The sequence below is a fragment of the Legionella sp. genome (genome assembly GCF_049790535.1).
GTDB lineage: Bacteria > Pseudomonadota > Gammaproteobacteria > Legionellales > Legionellaceae > Legionella.
The window spans coordinates 1-17235 of sequence record NZ_JBAQZB010000001.1; the positions used below are offsets into that span (position 1 = coordinate 1).

The following is a 17235-nucleotide window of genomic DNA, read 5'->3' on the forward strand; positions in this document are numbered from 1 at the left end:
TACATGTGGTGATACAGTGGAAATCATTTCAAAAGAGCTCAAGCAAATCAAAATTCATGACGAGGCTATTCCAGAACCACAAACTGTTTTTTCTTCAAAAGGAATCACTCTTTTTTCTACTCAAAGAAATTCTAGAGACCTATCTGAAGATTCTCAAGAAAAATTAAATTGTACACTATAAAAAATTATCACCAGAAAGAAGAAAACGAGACCCAAAATACTGCCATTTAGAGGGGAATTTTAACTGTTATCAGGGCAAACGCATCTAATTTTTGAGCATAAAAAGCCTCGTTTTTGCCTACTTGTCGTGCTTGATGCACAGCATCCATACGATTTCTCATCAAGATCGGTTCTGGATTCCGTGCATAAAGCACGGAACGTAGGCATTTTGTTTTTACGTTGTACTATTAGATGCGTTTGTCCTGCTCTTGTATATTAAACCGCTAATAACTTTAATTCCGCTGGTGGTTGTTTATCCCAAAGGCTTAATACAAATCCCCCTCCTCCTGAACCCGTAGGTTTAGTTGCAATAGCGCCTTCAGCAATTAGCCGATTCATATGTTGTTGTAAGCTTTCACTGACCAACTTCCATTGCACAAAACAATCAGCTGCTTTATTAATAGCTTGAGCTAGCAAAGATACTGCACTATCACCACCTTGCTCTAAAACCATTTTTGCTTGCTCGACCGATTCGACCATTTGTTCATCAAGTCGTTTCGCTAATAGCGGATTTTTATTCCATAAATCCTGCACTTGTTGAATACAATGAGAAGTAATACCAATCTGATTACACGAAGATAAAAAATATTGGGGTTGAAATGTTTGTTGTAAAGGAACGCTTTTTCCCGCCTTAAAATAAATGCCTCCTTCGGAAGAAACTCCTTCGATATCCAAACCACTACTTTTACCATGAAATAAATGCTCTAATTCCTTGGCAAAAGCATTGCACCGATTCTCTTCTATCATCTGCTGTTTATAAAACCAGCGACTCATTGCTACACAAAGAGCCGCAGAGGCTCCCATTCCTACCCCTACCGGAATGGTATTGTCTAAATGAAAATGACCACCTAATTGATTTAAAGATCGCCCCAGCAACTGCATGCCATGCTCTAACACGCTCCAAAACAATAAATGCATATCAGCACCACTACTTCCCATATAATCTGCGCCTAATTCGAACGAATCAGCAGAATAGCTTAAGATTAATTTTTTTTCTTTAATAGGAAATACCAAGGCTGCATGCCCTCGTACCACTGCATGTTCACCCGCTAAAATCCATTTACCATAAGTTATTGTTTCAAAATCATAGAACTTCATAATTACCTGCTAAATAATTACGTTTAAACTCACGTGCCATTTCTATTTGTTCAGGTCGATATAATAGATGAATATTAGGTCCAGCATCCATTGTCACTATAGGACCATCGCCATTTTTATCCCAAAATTGCTCTAAATCATTCAGCACTGTCAGACTGTCTTGATTTATGTAAGAAAAAGGTTGTTTGCACGTATTAAATAATCGATGCATGTCTTGAAATTCGCGCCAGCATATTTGATAAGCCCTACTCCAATCATTAGTCATTAATGCATTTAATAACAAACTTAAATTTTCTTCCGCCCTTAAACTGCGTGTTGAATAAAAATCACTACTTTTAACTCGTTTGTGTGCTTCACTAGAAGAAATTTCTTTTTTTTCACCATCCACCACAATAACTTGATGCAATAATTCTGGATACGGTAAATTAATTGCGGTTACTTTATCCTCTTTCCATAAAGCCCATGGAGAATAAAAAGAACGACAAGAAGATCCGGAGCCTAAGCGGCTTACACAAGCTTGTTCATTAGGCGAAAGTATCTCTTTTTGAGTTAATTCAGAAAGCGCAAATACGGCACATCGTGTTAACGCAGCAAAACTGGAAGCCGAACTGGCCAGTCCACTGCTATGGGGAAAATTATTACATGACTGCACTAAAAAACTACCTTCATAACCAAAATGATTTTTTATACGCAGCAGATGATTAAGAAACTTTTTTTGTCCGGTCTTAGACAAAATAAAGGGGGGGGTTCCTGAAATATTTAGCGGTTTCCATACATCCTCTTTTAGATTGATTTGCTCCAGTTTCACCGTACTTAATAGATTATTTAAGGTATAAGACAATGAAGGATTATCTGGATTATTGGAATTCTCATCCTTTTTACCCATATATTTAATTAATGCAATATTAGCAGGAGCGTGAGCGACCCAGTGCATAATGTTCTCCTTGGATCAATGACCTGGTATGTTATTCCACAAAATTTTATATAATTGAAGAGGACAACTGAGATAATGGATGTGCTTGCTCATGAGTTGCCCAAACAAAAAAAGAATTGGTTTCATCCTGAATAAATATTTGAAATACTTCATATTGCTCTTAATTTTGAACTAGCTAATTGAGCTGTTGGCGTACCAGGATAGGCCCTTACCACTTGTTGCAGATATTTTTTTGCCTCTGACTTATTCCCCATTGCACCATATGCATAACCCATTTTTAGCATGCTTGCAGCCGATTTACTTGAGGTAGCAAATTGTTGTAACACTACATTAAAATGTTCCACTGCTTGCGCATAATTTTTCTTAACCAAATACAATTCACCTAACCAATAGTGTGCATTAGCCGTATAACCACCTCTTGGATATTTTTGTGCAAACAGCTTCATCGAAGTGATTGCTTCATCATAGCGTCTATTTTTCACCAATTCATAAGCAGCTAAATAACTGATTTGTTCATCAGCAGGATTCTCTCTAGAAACTGGAACCACTAATGCAGGAGTTGATACAACTGATCCGGTTGCCCTTGATTGACCTGCAGCTGCACTAGTTTGAAATGCTGATTCTTTGGAGTTATCCAAGCGTTGTGCAAGTGATTTAGTTGGTGCAGATATTTTTGTTGAAGTGGAAGCATTTCCATTTAAACGCATATCTAAGTCTTTATAAAAAGCAACTTGCTGTTGCTGCAATAATTTTAAATCGTGCGCTTGAACCTCTAATTGACCTCGAAGTTCTTGTAGTTCTTGTTGTAAACTTTGAATTTTATTAACCAGTGTTACATTATTACCGGAATTACTTACCTGATCGTCTTTAGCAAGCGGCGAACCATCATCCCCTTGATAACTATCCATAGAATAACCATCATTTTGCGCACTTTCAAATTGAGACTCATTATACTTGGAACCAGCAACAGGCGCTTCTTCATACGCCTGTTGCCGATCAATACTTGCAAAATTATCACTCTCATCAACTACCGGTGCCTCTGACCAACAGACCAAAGGAAGCATTAACATAAAACCAGCAGCAATAAAGTGTTTTTTGCAATTAATCATCTTGTTGCCTCATAAATAAATTCTACACGTCGGTTTTGCGCATGCGACGCTTCATCATGTCCTAGGTTAATTGGACGCTCTTTACCATAGCTCACAACACGTATTTGTTGTCGATTTACACCGGCCATACGCAAAATATCAGCGACTGTGTGTGCACGGCGCTCACCAAGCGCTACGTTATATTCACGACTACCCCGTTCATCAGTATGTCCAGCAACCAAAACACGTGCGCCAACATGTGACTTCAGGTATTCAGCCTGTGAATTTACAGATGGCAGATATTTAGGATTTAAACTACTGTCATCATAAGAAAATAAATATAATTGATTATGAGGTGCCTTAGTTGTGTAGGACTCTCCTGGCTGTTGGCCAGCAAAATGAGTAAACCGCCCTAAACCTTGAGCAGAAAGACCTGCTTCACTCACGTCAGCACTACCTGGCGCTTTAGAACAAGCAGCTACAACTAAAACACTTGCAGCAAGTAGGCCTAATTTACAAAATGATCCAGCTTTCATCCTCAATCTCCTTTATTCTCTAGTTATTATTAAAATTTACACAATCCCAGTGCAGGATTCTTGACGTGACATTGTACAATTCTTTTTATTTTTTGGCTACAGGGATTCACATTTTTTGCAGTTCAGATCCATTTTGATTCATTGACCCGCACTTTAATCTCTAATGTGCGAGACCACAAAATCAGACATAATCGCTGTAAACTGAAGAGTCGCTTTATTTGCCGCAACAACTCCTCCATAAGGCGTATCAGTGGGACAGGGAATATGTTGGCTAATAATCTTGGATGCAAGCACTTTGTTATCCGTAACTCGAGTCAATACAACTTTAGCAGAGAAATCCATAACACTTGGTTTTTTTAGAAAATTTTGCTCTAAAGAGAGCAATTGTGTGTCCAATCGGTAGTCCGCCCCTTGACTATAAACACTGGACATCACTGCATAAAAGAAGCCAGTTTTTTGTAAACTTTGCACCATTAAAGGATAGAGCATTTCCCCAGGAGGATTCGTCCAAGAATTTTTTACAAAATACTCTTGTTGAAAAGGCTTAGTTACATAAAGCATTTGTTCGGTTTGATAACCTGCAACCGCTTCAGGCGGAGTAACCCATAAAGCAAAGTGTCTGGGATTTTTAGCCAGTGTTTTGCTACTGTACTCGATCAATTGATATTGATTAGTCACTGGAATTTTAATGGGCGAACAGGCAACAAGCACCAGAGCACTGATACCGACTCCAAAAATCATTTGTGTTTTCATCTCTTATTCCCCCGGCCCAGGTTTTGGCGCTGCAGCCCCACGGATAACTACAGAAGGATTTTGGCGAATTTCACTACTGACCTTTTCAAGGTTTGCCGAAATAGCATTTAAACGACGTAATAAAATCGATGCTGGAGCAAGGGTTTCCTGCGAGAACTTATCCAATGTATTTCTTCCAGAACCCATAGTACTGGAAACACTGTTTCCCGCTTTACTTAAACTCTCAGCCATTGTTTTAAATTTAGATATCCCTATTTTCAATTCTTTACTCATTTGTGGAAAATCATGACTGATTTTAGCAAGATTAATTAAAAATACATCTGCATTTTTAATAGTGGCACCAATATTCTTACTGTTATTGGCAACCACCTTTGTAACCTGTTCAATATTGGCTAATATATGTCTTAAATGAAGCGCATTTTCTTCATTAAAGATATGTTGAGCTTGGACACTTACTTTACCAATACTTTCTGAAACTTCTTTTAAAAGACTATCCAGTTGGTTGAATAAAGAAGGTTTTGCAGGAATCACAGGATATGGCTCCCCTGGCATTTTTGGTATGGGAGTAAGATCAGAAGATCCTGCAGTTAAACCAATATAGGTAACTCCCGTAATTCCTTGAGAAATTAAAGTTGCAGAAGTACTGGTAGTACTTGGAGTGCCCGATTCAATATTTAATAAGATTTCTACCTGTCTTGGGTCATTATCGTTCAATTTAATTTCATAAACATACCCAACCAGTACTCCATTAAATTTTACTGGAGCATCTTTACTCAATCCAGAGGCTGGTTCATGCAGGTAAACCGTGTATAAATGATATGATTTTTGGTTAAAACCAATTGATAACCATACCATGGCAAACACAATCCCTACTAGCAACATAAGTACGACTACACCAATAAAGGTGTAATTGGTTTTTGCTTCCAAATAACTTATCTCCCAAGCATTAAATTTCTATTATCCAAGTCTGTTGACATCAACAACCTTTAAAATAATCCGCGATCAGTTCATTTTTATTTTTCATCAAGTCATTAATTGGTTCAACACTTAAAATTTTACCATTACCAACAAAGGCGACGCGATCAGTGGTGCGCTTTAATGATTCAATATCATGACTTATCATGACAATAGTGAGATTTAATGAATCCCTTAAAAAAACGACTAAATCGTCAAAAAGTCGTGCACTACGTGGGTCCAAACCCGTAGTTGGTTCATCAAGAAATAATAGTTCAGGATCCATAGCAATGGCGCGAGCTGCCGCGGCTCTTCGTTGCATTCCACCACTCAATTCGGAAGGCAATTTAGCTGCTGTTTCTTTGGACAATCCTACCAGTACTATTTTTAATAAAGCTAATTCTTGCATCATTGTGAGTTCTAGATTAGTAAATTCTTTCATAGGAAACATCACATTTTCCAAAACATTCATTGATGCAAATAAAGCATTGTGTTGAAAAAGCATTCCCCAACGACGACGCAACATAAAAGATTGCTGAGCATCAAGATTGCCAATATCCTCACCAAATATTTTAATGTTGCCTGCACTAGGTTTCAACAGCATTAACAAACTGCGTAATATTGTGGTTTTACCACTACCTGAAGCACCGATAATCGCTAAGATTTCACCTTTTTCTACAGTCAAATTAATGTCTGAATGAACCCATTGACCGCCAAGGTAATTCTTCATCCCTTTAATTTCGATAACCGGTTCGCTCATCTATAACTTCATCCAGCTATAAATAACTGAGTAGATTGCATCAGCAATAATAATCAGAAACAGTGATTGCACCACACTTCGAGTAGTTTGACTGCCAATATTATTCTCAGTGCCTGGCTCCACCCTCAATCCCTGAAAACAACCAACTAAAGCAATCAATAAGGCAAATGCTGGTGCCTTATAAAGCCCCAATCTAAATTGGGAGACTCCTACAGAATCTCTTAATCGCTGCAAAAAATCAAGGAACCCAATTTCTAACAGATTATTGGACATAATCATTGCACCTAAAATACCAAAAATATCAGCCCAAAAAATCAATAAAGGAAAAACAAGGAGTAAACCTATGACTTTAGGTAAAATTAACAATTCAGTAGGAGATAAACCCATGGTTAAGAGTGCATCAATTTCTTCGTTAATTTTCATACTTCCAAGCTGCGCGGTGAATGCAGAGCTCGTTCGTCCGGCTACAATAATCGCAGTAATTAATGGAGCAAATTCTCTAAAAATAGCCATGCCCGATAAATATGCAATAAAACTATTAGCACCGTAAGTCGTTAATTGCAGTCCCATTTGATAGGCTAAAACGACCCCAATTAAAAATGACAATAAAGCCAAAATAGGTAACGCTTGAATTCCCGTAGAGTCAATATTTGCCACAATACTTGGCCACTGAAATCGACGCCAATTACCAAAAGCATTAAAAATTTTAGTTGCTAAATCCCCAATTAAAATAACCAGACCATTGACTTGTAGTAATTTAATCTCGGCCTCTTTACCTATTTGATACAGTATATTTTGTTGTGGTAATGAATGAATTTGATAATCTAGAACCTCTTGCTTGTCTTTAATTAAATCTAAAAGTTGTCGTTGTCGTTCAGTAAAATCTGTCAACTCTACTTGATTGTTTCTTTGTTTTAGCTCATTGACACATTTAATTAAAGTTAATGCACCTGCACTATCAAGATGGCTTATCTTTTCACCACTTATCTTGATTTTTTGTGTTTGCGGTAAGGCTTTTTCATTAAATTTTTGTAATAAGTCGCCAATAGTTATAACAGACCAAGCGCCTGTACAGTTAAATTGAGCCAGTTTTTCATCAAAAATTATTTGGGGGCTATTTCGTGCCATGGTCTTATGTCTTTAAAAAATTACTTCAAGAATAATACGAATATTTGTGAAGCGCAAAGTTAATCAATTACTACTACTAATAACATTGTTTTTTAACAAGAAAAAACACTCTTTCCCAATGACGAAATTACTCAAAACTTATAAACATTCCTAGCTAATTTAAAATTAAATTGCAGGGGGGAAATAGCACTTTAAAAAGTGGCAAAAAATTATCAACCTAAAAAAGTCCTTTTATGTGCTCAAGCAAGAGCGTGGAATAATCCTAAACCAGTAATACACAATGCGACATTAATCAGTACTTTTTATTAAAATTTGCTATGTTGTTTATGATGAGCCAAATTTCCATCATTGTCTAAAGAAATGCTCCAAAATACATAAAAACTTTAAAACGAAAAATAAATAATAAACTATTAGTTTATTTTTATCGCACATTTTATCTAAGTATTGAAATAAATCATTAGACAAGCATCTATTTTCAGGTAGTTTGCACCACTATTCTATGATAAAATTGTCTTCATTTTTCTCAAATAACTAAACTAGGTATGCAAGACAACTACAGCCAATTTGAACAACGCACATGCTGCCTCATTAAACTTGCGTAATGCCGTAGATAAAGGAGAAAGCATGCCGCTAGCCCTGAATACTGATGAATTATTCCGTGGATTCTCAAAACTCTCACGTGAAGAGCGCTTTAAAAGATTGCTTGCCTTAGGAGCCATCACCCCAGAAGACATTGCTTTTCTGAAAAACGGCGGTGTCAAAGATTTAAACTTAGCTGATAAATTGATTGAAAACGTTATCGGTTATTTCCAACTTCCTTTGGGTGTTGCAACCAATTTTAACATTAATGGCCAAGACTATGTTATCCCAATGGCTGTTGAAGAAACCTCTATTATTGCTGCTTTATCCAAATCAGCAAAATGGATTAGACAATATGGCGAAATCAAAACCTGGGTGGAGGGTGATTGCATTTTGGGTCAAATCCAATTAGCTAAGGTAAATGATTTTCAAAAGTTTGCTCAAGTTTTTATAGAAAACCGGTTCTATCTTATTGAAAAAGCCAACCAGAATGTGGCTGCAAATATGGTAAAACGTGGTGGGGGAGTTATTGATTTACAATTACGCCAACTTAGCAGAGAAGATGGCAAAGACATGGCAGTTATTCATCTAACTATGAATAGCTGTGATGCCATGGGAGCTAATATAATCAACCAAGTTCTAGAATACTTAAAATCACCTATTGAAGAATTAACAGGTGAGGAAGTAACCATGTGCATATTATCCAATTTGAATGATCAAAAGTTAACAACAGCTCAAGTGACTATTAATACGATTGATCCAATTCTGGGCAAAAAATTACAAGAAGCCTCCATTTTTGCCGAAATGGACGCATACCGAGCAGCCACTCATAACAAAGGAGTGATGAACGGAATTGATCCCGTACTCATAGCTACTGGAAATGATTGGCGTGCTGTCGAAGCAGGAGTACACGCTTATGCTGCTCGAGATGGTCGCTACCAGGCAATTACACGTTGGCGCTATCAGAATAATGCGCTTATCGGACAACTCACTGCCCCTATTATTGTAGGTACTATTGGCGGTGTGACCTCCCTTCATCCTACTGCAAAAATGTGTTTGCGCATGATGAACATATCTTCAGCCAATGAACTTTCTCAAGTGATTGCCGCTGTAGGATTGGTACAAAACTTAGGAGCAATTAAAGCTTTATGTACTGAAGGAATCATTCAAGGTCATATGAAATTACATATTGATAATTTGCTCTTAGCAGCAGGAGCGGATGAAAACGAAATGCCCGAACTGAAAGAGCGTTTGCAACATTGGCTTGATATGCATAAACGAATCAGCCTGAATAATGCCCATGATTTACTAGCTGAAATCAGACAAACACCAATTGCTGTATGAACTGGTTAATCCCTGCCAAAACTTTTTTATTAGGTGAATATGCGGCACTAGCTGAAGCTTCTGCCCTTATCTTAACCACCACCCCCTGTTTTAAGCTGTCACTCACACTAGAAAAAGATTTATTTGGCATTCATCCTGACTCTCCCGCTGGTCTTTGGTGGCAACAACAAGGCTTAGATAAAGGTCTTGTCTGGGAAGATCCTTACGCAGGTCGTGGTGGCTTAGGCGCCTCAAGCGCTCAATTCCTAGCAAGTTATTTGGCAAGTTGCTTTGTTCAGCACAAGCACCCTATCCTAGATGACATGCTGAGCGCTTATTATCAATCATCTTGGACTGGAAAAGGCTTAAGACCTAGTGGATATGATGTAATAGCCCAATCACAACAAGGCTGCGTCTACATTAATAAAAAAAACAAGATCACGCAATCTTACGCCTGGCCTTTCCATGATTTATCTTTTTTTCTGCTCCATACTGGTATAAAACTTACAACTCATCATCATTTGCAAGAAAGCACCCTTCCTCAACCAATCGAGTATTTATCAAAGCTAGTGGATGAAGCAAAACAGGCTTTCGAACAGAGTAACTCCCAGCAATTAATTTCCAGTATTAATCGTTACCATAAACAACTGGTCGAATTAAATCTGGTTGCGCATCACAGTCTTATGCTGATTAAGCAATTTAAAGAATATCCTGAAGTATTAGCCATCAAAGGCTGCGGCGCTTTAGGAGCTGATGTTTTACTCCTCATGACTTCTCGAACAAATGCACCCTCCCTAAGTAATAAACTTAAAGCAGAAAATCAAATATTAGCTACGGAAAATTCCTTAAATTTTGCTAAAACCTCTTCTTTTGATATAGAGTGGTAGTAAGTATCTTAAAATCCCAATCTACAATTAAGTACCATCTTTTTAAATCTATTATTTTAAATGTCCAAATAAATGAGTCTTTGTGTTATACAATCACAAAAAAAAATAACAAAGATTAATAAAAACACTTGAAATTCTATACTAATCGGGTATGATTTCAGCCTCTTTAGGGCCGTTAGCTCAGGTGGTAGAGCAGGAGGCTTTTAACCTCTGTGTCATAGGTTCGAATCCTATACGGCCCACCATTTTGGTCCTAACTTCTAAGACCAGACTGACATAAGATAGTAGATTCAATCATTGCTTATTGCGCTCGTAGCTCAGCTGGATAGAGTACTTGGCTTCGAACCAAGGTGTCGGGGGTTCGAGTCCCTCCGAGCGCACCATTTAATCAAGCACTTACGTTCATTTTCAGTGTTTCCAAAAAATGACTGTAGCAAATTTGTAACAGTTTTTTTAGAAGCTCTGAGCATTTTGAATCGGTCTTACTACGTCCAAGACATTGATTCGGTTGGCAGCATGTCGCAAGAGATCACCTGATAAGTGCGCATAACGCAATACCATGTCAAAACTTGACCAGCCACCCAATTGTTGTAACTCCTGCAAACTTGTTCCATTTTGCACATGCCAACTTGCCCAAGTATGTCGCAAATCATGCCAGCGAAAATCCTTAAGCCTAGCTCGTTCCACTGCATTATACCAAGCACGTGTGTTACATTTTGTGACTGGCCTGTTTTGATACGTGAACACGAATTGTTTGTGCGTTCCTTGCCTTGCTTTTAAAATTTCAATAGCATTAGCATTAAGAGGAACAGGAATTGCTTTTTTTGTTTTCGCTTGATCAGGGTGTATCCACGCATGGTGCCTGATCATATCGATATCTTGCCATTCTAATTCTCTGACATTTGAGGCTCTTAAGCCTGTTGCCAAGGTAAATGCCGCCATATCACGTAAATGTGGTGGCAATTCATCGAGCAACTGGTGCGCCTCATCAATACTAAGCCAGCGAATTCTATTGTTTTCAACATGACGCATACGGACCACTGGTACCTTATCGATCCATTCCCATTCTCTATGAGCCTTAGTTAATAAAGCTCTGACAATTTCCATGACTCGATTGACGGTAGTCAGAGTTACCCCTTCTGCTTCTTTTTTAAGAGCGATGCCTTCAAGCACATCGTTATTTATTTCATGCAGTTGGTAGTGACTCAAATGACTATCTAACCACCGGAAGTGCACCTTGTCAGTTTCAATACTGCGTTTTGTTGTGTTTTCCTTCAACCAACGAAGAACTGCATCACGCCAAGAATAAATTGGTTTATTCTCAAGTTTTGTTATGCTCCATAATTCAGCCTTAAGCCTATCATGAAACTCTTGTGCGGCTATCTTGTCATTAGTCCCAGTGCTTCTTTGTATTCTTTTTCCTTGATGGGTGAAGCTAACCCACCAAGTAGAGTTCCGCTTGTAAAGCGCCATAATTTATTACTCCTTTGAACAGCAGCGCCTTGCGATGTAACAACGCTAGAATACTTTGATCGTATGTACTCGACAAGATCCCGTTCTATAAATATCCACTTTTTACCAATCTTCACACCAGGTATTTGTCCAGATGAAGCAAGACGTCTAACAGTTTCTTTATGAGCCCCAAGGAACTGTGCTGTCTCCAGAATATTTAAAGTTTTCATATCGCATCCTTATGTATCATTGAACGCTTATTTGACGATAGTTTTTGAGTAAAGGAAGGTATTTACGATAAGCGTCTTTATTTGAGTTAGCTTTGAGAATCATTTGGTACAATTTTACTAATTCCACCTCAGAGGTGAAATGATGCGGTATGACATTATCTGAATAAATTGTGAGAATGTTATTAATCGATGAGTTGCATAGCTCTGCAATATTTTTTAGCGTGTAATTAGATGTTCCCAAAATATATTGAATAATCCCTTTATAAATATTGTTCTCCATAAATAATACTCCTTTGACTGTTTTATCCAATAGCTAACCTGTTCATTTAAAGTCAAATTATCTTTCAATACTATTTGGCGAATGAACCAACAATATGATATATTTGAGATAATTATTCTATTTAATACTACTTAAATATATTAATTGAATATATTTATTCAATTAAGGGTAATATACCTACGGGACAATGTTTTTGTCAATCTCTTATTAAATAATATTATTCAATTTATTGAGTTATTAATGACTAAAATGACGTTAAGCAAGAACTTGCAACAACTCATGAAAATACATGGCAATATTTCTGTAAGTGAGTTAGCTCGATTGACTGGGATACCTCAGCCGACTATTCATCATATTTTAACAGGTTCAACAAGAAATCCACGAAAAAAGGCATTGGAAGAGCTATCTCGCTATTTTTGTGTTTCCATCAATGAGCTCACAGGCTTGGAGGCTCTTCCTGCAGTGATTCCTGATGCAATTAAGGAAACGTTGCAACTTAGCACAGTACCGATTATAGAATGGGAGTCATTAAAACAATGGCCCTCAGAATGGGCCAAAACACAAAAGATGAGCGAATTATTAGTTGATAAAAAAATTGATAAAAATTCATTTGTGTTAATTATGCCTGATGCATCAATGGATCCCCCTTTCCAACAAAATACCCTCTTAATCTTTGACTCTGGAAAAACCCCTAAAGATAGGGATTTCGCCATCGTGTACTTAGCAAATGAAGAGGTTATCGCATTTAATCGACTATTTATCGAGAATAATACATTATACCTGCGACAGGAGTTAGAAGATGGAAGCCTTAAACTAACCAAGTTAGATAAAGTTCATGATCATATTCTAGGAATACTTATTGAAGCACGGGCTCAGTACTGCTGATTTTATAATCTTTAGGGTGATCCTCATTCAATCCGAAAACAAACGGACTAAAGTTTGTATGAATATCGTAATGATCAACCTGCTCCACTTTTTTCAAATACTTCACAACCAACCAAGCAGGAAAAATCATAATTACCGCGAAACCCATCTTCCACAAATAACCACAGACCATCATCCATCCAAGATGATGGTCTGTTAGCTTCCCGAAATAATTTAAAAAATCAACAACTACTGTAAGCAAGGCTTGTCCTAAAGCAGTTGATAGGATACTTCTCAATATAAAAAATTTTCCTTTTAGAAAAATCTTCCACTTTGAAAGCAGGTACACATTAGTCAGCTCCCCTATAAGCAAACCAATCAAACCTGATATCACGTACCTAAGTGTGGGGTCAAACACAATTTCATATGCTGTAGCCTGTGTGAAAAATTCAGGAGCAGGAAGGTGAGATACCGTAATGAGCACTAAAGAAAAAACACATTCTACTAAAACACCAATCCAAATAAACAATCTTGGGTAAGCATATCCATATACCTCACCAACAATATCACAAATACTAAAGGTAAAAGGAAATACAAAAATACCCCCTGGTTCAAGCATGGTCCCTATCTGAGTGATTCTGCTAGCCAGGCACACAGTTGATAACAAAAAAGTTACATAAAGCCCCAGAAATAAGTACGGATATTTATATTGTCTTTTGCGAGCTAAAGCATCAAAAACTTCCTTCCTCACAAGTCTCTCCTTCGATCAACTACCTATTTTACTGAGCAATGCGAATTCTTTAACGGTTTCTCTAACACCCGCCATATACCCAATTCTATTCGCATCTTCGGGTTTAAACTTAGCAATTAAATTTTTATCTTTTGAGAGTTCAGAAGGAGACTTTTTTATAGTGGCTACTTTAGAACGTGATTTTATTTCAAGCAAATACTCATCTATTTCAGAGGTCATATGCTGAACCACAATAGAGTAGTCCGGTTTCAAACGCTCCACCGTGGCCATATAAGTCAATGTTCGAATTGTTCTAGAGTCCAGATTTTCAATGAGTTCATCATCCATAATGATATCACTGATATTTTGTTCTTTTGTATGTCTTTCAGACAACTTAATCACCGCTTTTGTAAAACCAGTTTTTGCACATGCAACAATATCTACAATTTCATATTTAGACTTCTTTGCTGTTTCCGCTGTAAATTCCTTTAACATGATAGTGAGCCACTCATACCAACCTATCTTTTGTTTTATCATCCTTTACTCCTCAAATTATCCCGATTGCACCTATACTTTCTTTACCATATTCTGGCAATAACAAATCCTCTGGAAATTGACCGCTTCTGTTGATGTACTCTGAATACTCGATTGAAAAACCAGTCTTTAGCAAACTTCGATCTAATATTTCCTTTGTAATCCAATGTACAAATTTAGGCAATGAGCTGGCTCGTCCACTACTTTCAAATTTCGCTGGTTCAGTAATTTCGCCAGGCCATTCTTCCTTATTTTCTACTCGCCTATTGAATTCAGGAATAAAACGCTGCCAATTTTTCAAAAAAGGCGTTTCACAAACAATGTAGATTTTACCATTTGGCACTAACAGTTTTGATAACAAAGCTAATGACTCTTCGATTTTGGCGCCAGAGAAAAAATGTAATACACGGCAAATCAAAATTGCATCGAACTGTTTCTCGGGAAGACCCATTAACTCATTTGGCAACTCACCAGGTACAAGAATTAGCCTACTGCTATCTCCAGTGAGTGATTCCTTGAAGTCATCTGTTGTTTCCATGAAGCGTTGACGAACTACAGCCAAATTTTCCGGATCAATGTCATTGCAAAAAACCGTTGCACCTTTTGCAATCGCTTCCAATGTTGCTGCGCCAAAAGCGGCACCTATCTCTAGTACCTTGCCACCATGCTGCGCTGATAGCGCAGCATGAGCAAGAAAGCGCTGAGAAACTGGATCACAAGGTGCTGTTGTAAATCCCCCAAATGGATTATGCGTTTTTGTAAAAATACCTGTAGTTTCTCTAACAGGTGGCGCCTCTATGAGCGAAACACTTTTTGGATCAGTAACCACATTATTATCATGATCAAGACTAAAATTTTTAGCGCTTAAGATAAGCCAAGGAAGATCAATGGGGAACTTAGCTTCATCAAACAATTTTGTCGTCTGATCAATCTGTGTTTTAAACGATAGGAGAAATGTAATTGTAGGTGTGCCAAAATGATGTTCCCATCGCTTAGCTCTGATGACCTGAAAGTCTTTTTTTAATGATTCCGTACTGAGATTGCGATAAAAGCCCTCAAATAAAATAGTAGCCTGGGTCATACAAAGTGACCTATGTGTTTCATCACTCTTGACTATCTTATCCAATTCAGCCAAAAAAATAAGACTTTTTTCTGAGCTACCATTACTCTTATGGTACTTGTCAACTACTTCTTGAATCGCTTTACAAAAAACCAAAAATTCCATTTGAATCATTCCTAGATCTTAATTTTTTAAGCACTCTACAATGAGGTCAGATTAATTTCAATAGCTTTATTCGAATAAAATGATACTTCACCTCCAACATTCTGAAAATGCTTCTAGTTTATTTCTAATTAATTACAACAATTTGCTTGTTGGACACGAATATTGGCCCAACTTGTTAGTATATCAGTAACTTAAATTGTAATGAATAAAAATATTTATATTATACAATAATTGAGAATAAATTTATTGAAATACTTCTTTTTTTGCAATATAGTCTGTATAGAATTTCATGATTACTTTCTTTTGATTAAAGAATAAGAACAATAACGAGATGTACAACAAGGAATGATTGCATCAATGATGAATTTTATGGTGAACAGAGAAGAACTTGAGGCTCTGTATGGCTTGCCTCATACACAACAACTTGCTTACTTAAGGGGAATACGACCGTATATGGATGTTAAAACCGGATTAGTAGGAATCAAAAGACGCATCAGTTATCAGTCACTCGCTGAGCATCTGTATACCGAGCCACATCAAGGCATAAAAAGTCAAAGTTTTTCGCGTGACCAAGTGCGACGCGTTGTCTCAGGGTTAGTACGTGCAGGCATTATTGAGGTACAGTCAGAAGACAGACATCTCATTTTAAAATGCCTATTAGCTTCAAGGAATTTTTCTGTTCAAAATAAAGCCGCCATAAACCCGCCACAGAAAGCCGCCACAAAGCCACACGAGATAAGCCTTGTAAATACAGAGTTCTTTGAGAATATGGATGTAAAAGCCAACACATGTGAAATAGCAAAAGCCGACACACCTCTAATAAAAGAAAATAATTATATTTATTTATTACGCCAATTCGATCATTTCTGGCAAATGTATCCCGAGAAAAAATCACGTGATCGTGCCTTTGACATTTTCAAACAAATAAATCCTGATGAGCATCTGCTGCAAACCATGTTGCAAGCCCTTGCTCAACAAATCAAAGCTCATACAGAAAAAGCAGCCAATGGTGAATGGGTTCCAGCATGGAAATTTCCAGCGAACTGGTTGTCGCAAAAATGCTGGGAAGATGAAGTCAAAGTTGAATTAACGCAGGAGAAGAGGAATGAAAAGTGCGGCCCAAATACTCAGAGCAGAATCCATGATCCATTCTGGAACCCAGAAACAGGAGACACAGCAAGCATCGGTGAAGACGAATACCAACAATCAAACGTCATCAACCTGCAAGGTTACAGACAGTTCTAAAAAGCGCATTGAGAACCTGTTTACTCGCTTTGCAGTTTTCTATGGACACATGTGGCGCAGTCAATTTAAGAGTGATGGATTTTTAGAGTTTGCCAAGAAAGAGTGGTTGGAAGGTTTAAGCCAATTCAGTGATGAAGTTTTGAATCAAGTCGTCATTAATTGTCGCGATCATTGCGAAATGCCGCCTAGCCTGCCGCAAGTAATCGGTTTTTGTCGTGACATCAAAAAGCGAACTTCTTTTTATAGCGTATCTGAAAACTACCAACCAGCCAGTAGAGAAGTAATTGAAGAGAACATTAAGCAGTGTAAAGCCTATTTATTTAAATAAGAGAAGGAGAGGCACCATGTTGGTTTTAACAAGAAAAGTTGGTGAGTCTGTGGTTATCGGTGAGGACATCTACTGCACAGTAGTGGGT

Annotated in this window: 21 protein-coding genes and 2 tRNA genes; 9 read left to right on the forward strand and 14 right to left on the reverse strand. The window is 37.5% G+C overall.

Annotated elements, in window-relative coordinates; genetic code table 11:
- A partial coding sequence (locus WA877_RS00005) for a hypothetical protein (protein WP_425168899.1) occupies positions 1–181 on the forward strand: 181 nt, incomplete at its 5' end.
- A 254-nt stretch (positions 182–435) separates the two neighbouring features.
- Here WA877_RS00005 and WA877_RS00010 read toward each other — a convergent pair.
- The 8 genes from WA877_RS00010 to WA877_RS00045 all read right to left on the reverse strand — a co-directional run bounded on the left by WA877_RS00010 (position 436) and on the right by WA877_RS00045 (position 7470).
- Positions 436–1317 (reverse strand): mevalonate kinase family protein, encoded by an 882-nt coding sequence (locus WA877_RS00010; protein WP_425168900.1) that lies wholly within the window; start codon positions 1315–1317, stop codon positions 436–438.
- Positions 1304–2251 carry a diphosphomevalonate/mevalonate 3,5-bisphosphate decarboxylase family protein gene (locus WA877_RS00015; RefSeq protein WP_425168901.1) on the reverse strand — a complete coding sequence of 316 codons (948 nt, stop codon included), beginning with the start codon at positions 2249–2251 and terminating at the stop codon, positions 1304–1306. The genes WA877_RS00010 and WA877_RS00015 overlap by 14 nt, the downstream gene beginning before the upstream one ends.
- Before the next feature lie 149 nt (positions 2252–2400).
- On the reverse strand, positions 2401–3360 hold the full coding sequence (gene ybgF, locus WA877_RS00020) for a tol-pal system protein YbgF (RefSeq protein WP_425168902.1): 960 nt from the start codon (positions 3358–3360) through the stop codon (positions 2401–2403).
- A complete protein-coding gene (gene pal, locus WA877_RS00025; RefSeq protein ID WP_425168903.1) occupies positions 3357–3875 on the reverse strand; it encodes a peptidoglycan-associated lipoprotein Pal in 519 nt (172 codons plus the stop codon). Before pal ends, ybgF begins: the two co-directional genes overlap by 4 nt.
- 153 nt (positions 3876–4028) lie before the next feature.
- The gene (locus WA877_RS00030; RefSeq protein ID WP_425168904.1) at positions 4029–4628 is read right to left on the reverse strand and encodes an ABC-type transport auxiliary lipoprotein family protein; all 600 of its coding nucleotides are present in this window, start codon (positions 4626–4628) and stop codon (positions 4029–4031) included.
- 3 nt (positions 4629–4631) lie between these two features.
- Positions 4632–5555: an MlaD family protein gene (locus WA877_RS00035; RefSeq protein WP_425168905.1), complete on the reverse strand. Its 924-nt coding sequence runs from the start codon at positions 5553–5555 to the stop codon at positions 4632–4634.
- Positions 5556–5604: 49 nt separating this feature from the next.
- Positions 5605–6342, reverse strand: coding sequence for an ABC transporter ATP-binding protein (locus WA877_RS00040; protein WP_425168906.1), 738 nt, complete (start codon positions 6340–6342; stop codon positions 5605–5607).
- Positions 6343–7470 carry an MlaE family ABC transporter permease gene (locus WA877_RS00045; protein WP_425168907.1) on the reverse strand — a complete coding sequence of 376 codons (1128 nt, stop codon included), beginning with the start codon at positions 7468–7470 and terminating at the stop codon, positions 6343–6345. It abuts the gene before it with no gap.
- A 624-nt stretch (positions 7471–8094) separates the two neighbouring features.
- Here WA877_RS00045 and WA877_RS00050 point away from each other — a divergent pair.
- The 4 genes from WA877_RS00050 to WA877_RS00065 all read left to right on the forward strand — a co-directional run bounded on the left by WA877_RS00050 (position 8095) and on the right by WA877_RS00065 (position 10642).
- Positions 8095–9393: a hydroxymethylglutaryl-CoA reductase, degradative gene (locus WA877_RS00050; RefSeq protein WP_425168908.1), complete on the forward strand. Its 1299-nt coding sequence runs from the start codon at positions 8095–8097 to the stop codon at positions 9391–9393.
- A complete protein-coding gene (locus tag WA877_RS00055) occupies positions 9390–10259 on the forward strand; it encodes a hypothetical protein (protein WP_425168909.1) in 870 nt (289 codons plus the stop codon). Before WA877_RS00050 ends, WA877_RS00055 begins: the two co-directional genes overlap by 4 nt.
- Before the next feature lie 169 nt (positions 10260–10428).
- Positions 10429–10504 (forward strand) — tRNA-Lys (locus WA877_RS00060).
- A 61-nt stretch (positions 10505–10565) separates the two neighbouring features.
- A tRNA-Arg gene (locus WA877_RS00065) sits at positions 10566–10642 on the forward strand.
- 70 nt (positions 10643–10712) lie between these two features.
- Here WA877_RS00065 and WA877_RS00070 read toward each other — a convergent pair.
- The 3 genes from WA877_RS00070 to WA877_RS00080 are packed head-to-tail and all read right to left on the reverse strand — an operon-like array spanning position 10713 to position 12221.
- Positions 10713–11732 carry a tyrosine-type recombinase/integrase gene (locus tag WA877_RS00070; RefSeq protein WP_425168910.1) on the reverse strand — a complete coding sequence of 340 codons (1020 nt, stop codon included), beginning with the start codon at positions 11730–11732 and terminating at the stop codon, positions 10713–10715.
- Positions 11639–11941 (reverse strand): helix-turn-helix domain-containing protein, encoded by a 303-nt coding sequence (locus WA877_RS00075; protein ID WP_425168911.1) that lies wholly within the window; start codon positions 11939–11941, stop codon positions 11639–11641. Before WA877_RS00075 ends, WA877_RS00070 begins: the two co-directional genes overlap by 94 nt.
- A 16-nt stretch (positions 11942–11957) precedes the next feature.
- Positions 11958–12221: a hypothetical protein gene (locus tag WA877_RS00080; RefSeq protein WP_425168912.1), complete on the reverse strand. Its 264-nt coding sequence runs from the start codon at positions 12219–12221 to the stop codon at positions 11958–11960.
- Positions 12222–12461: 240 nt separating this feature from the next.
- Here WA877_RS00080 and WA877_RS00085 point away from each other — a divergent pair, with 240 nt between their 5' ends.
- Complete coding sequence (locus tag WA877_RS00085; RefSeq protein ID WP_425168913.1) at positions 12462–13106, forward strand: helix-turn-helix domain-containing protein; 645 nt, start codon at positions 12462–12464, stop codon at positions 13104–13106.
- On the opposite strand, the gene WA877_RS00090 is transcribed toward WA877_RS00085, so the two are convergent.
- The 3 genes from WA877_RS00090 to WA877_RS00100 are packed head-to-tail and all read right to left on the reverse strand — an operon-like array spanning position 13078 to position 15574.
- A complete protein-coding gene (locus WA877_RS00090) occupies positions 13078–13836 on the reverse strand; it encodes a queuosine precursor transporter (RefSeq protein WP_425168914.1) in 759 nt (252 codons plus the stop codon). The two genes, WA877_RS00085 and WA877_RS00090, sit on opposite strands and share 29 nt — an antisense overlap.
- A 15-nt stretch (positions 13837–13851) precedes the next feature.
- The gene (locus tag WA877_RS00095) at positions 13852–14352 is read right to left on the reverse strand and encodes a hypothetical protein (protein ID WP_425168916.1); all 501 of its coding nucleotides are present in this window, start codon (positions 14350–14352) and stop codon (positions 13852–13854) included.
- 10 nt (positions 14353–14362) lie between these two features.
- Positions 14363–15574: a class I SAM-dependent methyltransferase gene (locus WA877_RS00100; RefSeq protein ID WP_425168917.1), complete on the reverse strand. Its 1212-nt coding sequence runs from the start codon at positions 15572–15574 to the stop codon at positions 14363–14365.
- Between the two features lie 360 nt (positions 15575–15934).
- Here WA877_RS00100 and WA877_RS00105 point away from each other — a divergent pair, with 360 nt between their 5' ends.
- The 3 genes from WA877_RS00105 to WA877_RS00115 form a co-directional block, all read left to right on the forward strand.
- Positions 15935–16819, forward strand: coding sequence for a hypothetical protein (locus WA877_RS00105; RefSeq protein WP_425168918.1), 885 nt, complete (start codon positions 15935–15937; stop codon positions 16817–16819).
- 16 nt (positions 16820–16835) lie between these two features.
- Positions 16836–17147, forward strand: coding sequence for a Vir protein (locus tag WA877_RS00110; protein WP_425168919.1), 312 nt, complete (start codon positions 16836–16838; stop codon positions 17145–17147).
- A 16-nt stretch (positions 17148–17163) separates the two neighbouring features.
- The coding region (locus WA877_RS00115) for a carbon storage regulator (protein WP_425168920.1) at positions 17164–17235 on the forward strand (72 nt) is incomplete at its 3' end.